The organism is Anaerolineales bacterium (assembly GCA_022866145.1).
Lineage (GTDB): Bacteria > Chloroflexota > Anaerolineae > Anaerolineales > E44-bin32 > PFL42.
This window is the reverse complement of sequence record JALHUE010000086.1, coordinates 1-1656: the sequence shown is the minus strand read 5'-3', so window position 1 is coordinate 1656 and position 1656 is coordinate 1. Positions and strand designations below refer to the sequence as shown.

The following is a 1656-nucleotide window of genomic DNA, read 5'->3' as shown; positions in this document are numbered from 1 at the left end:
GTGCTCGTCTCATTTTGGTACGCTCCTATTCGGTTGTGGCGCGCTTCGTGCGCGCCAAGAGAGGGCCGCGGCTCAGACCGCGCCGCTCTGGGCCTCATCCAGTGCTTCCTGGACGAGGATCGCCGGGATGAACTGGTTATCGACCATCCGACCGTTGGCGGCCTTAATGTCCTTGAAGAACTTGGCTGCCCACAGGTGCTCAATCAGCAGCAGGCCGGCGGTGGTGTTGGGGCGGATCATTTCGCCGATGGCTTCGATGTCGCCCGTCGTGAACAATCCCTTGATCTGCGACTTAAGCGGGTCGATGAGGATGATCTCGGACGGCTCCATCTCGACCAGCTCGCGCGTGGTCACCTTGCCGTTCTTATCCTTCATCACCGTCACCAGGTCGAGAACGCGGATGATCTTCTTCTCGACCAGGTTCATCAGGTCAGGCAGCAGATCGCCCCTGAACTTGTTGCCCTCGAATTCGAAGGCCAGGTAAGACATCGGTCCCAAATCCATGGTTCTTCTCCCTCCTTTTCTGCTTTCTGTATGATCAGCGAAATACTCACTGATCTCAGGCTGGTTGCCGGCCGAGCCTTGCTGGCCGGGAGTTCCCCCGCCTCAGCTGCCTGGCGCATGCCTCCGCCGATGGGCCGCTAGCGGCAAACCGAGGGTAAATTCGAATGTGGTGCGGGAATTCTCGGAGGATTCAACAGAATTGTACACCTGTTGGCCCTAATTCTGTTCCTCCAATTCGCCCTTGAGGCGTGGGGCTCAGGCAGAAGGCCCAGGGAGTGGGGCAGCCCCAGGGCTCAATGGGCAGGGGAGCCATCGTTGAAGCCCGGCGTCCCGCAGGCGTGCGGCGCATGTCCGAGACGGCAAAGGATAGCCCGCATCCGCTGAATCCCCGGGGGGTTGCGGTTCCCCGGATCGGCAAGCCTCTCCAGCGCAGGCTGGGTCATGGGTGCCGGAGCCCCGGGGGAACGATCCTCCGTAGCACAGTCGTGGGTCGCCGAAGCGCTAGGATCTAGGCTGGCGATGCAGGCAGGCCCTCAGGCTCCAAGTTCGGTCAGGCCTGCTCCGAACAACAGAAGACCGGTCAAGAGAGAGACGGCGGCCATCAAGGCGTTGTTGTTGCGCAGCAGCCAGTCCTTCCAGCGCCCGAAGGTGGTCCGGGCGCGCTCACCCCGGCTGAGGTACAGGGCGACTGGAATGGCGACGGGGATGCTGGCCAGGGTGGCATAGAAGAAGTCGGCGGCCAGGGGAGCTGCGCGGCGCAGGAGACGTCCGCCCGATGATCATGGCGGCAGCGAGCGTCAGCAGGATCATCTTGGGCGTGATGCTGGCGAGCGCCGCGCCGATGCCGAACGAGTGCCCGGGCCGGAGTGTGGTTAGCCTGGCGAACCATGCCGGCTCGGCGACCGGAGTCCCTGCCCGCGGACGGGTACGCCACTGCTGAATGGCGAGAAGGAGAAGCAGCAGCCCCAGCACCACCACGAGTCCGGCCGAGGGTGAAGACCCACCCAACCCCGAAGAGAAGAACCCCAGCCGAGTCAACAGGGCGACGATCACCCAGCTGAGGACCAGGAGTCCAAGATACCAGCCGGCCAGGAACGCCGCGCCGTTGCGCCTCGCCCTCTCTGAGAACAGGATCAGGATGACGGCCAGGAC

The 1656-nt window shown here is 63.4% G+C and carries 2 protein-coding genes; both read right to left on the bottom strand.

The features are described 5' to 3' along the window. Positions 1-72: 72 nt before the first annotated feature. Complete coding sequence (locus MUO23_02880; protein ID MCJ7511899.1) at positions 73-504, bottom strand: DUF6325 family protein; 432 nt, start codon at positions 502-504, stop codon at positions 73-75. 663 nt (positions 505-1167) lie between these two features. Further along, positions 1168-1656 (bottom strand): GAP family protein (locus MUO23_02875; GenBank protein ID MCJ7511898.1); only part of this gene is annotated, 489 nt, incomplete at its 5' end.

Excerpts from the sequence above, each read along its gene's own strand:
- MUO23_02880 (MCJ7511899.1), bottom strand. The coding sequence starts at position 504 with ATGGATTTGGGACCGATGTCTTACCTGGCCTTCGAATTCGAGGGCAAC.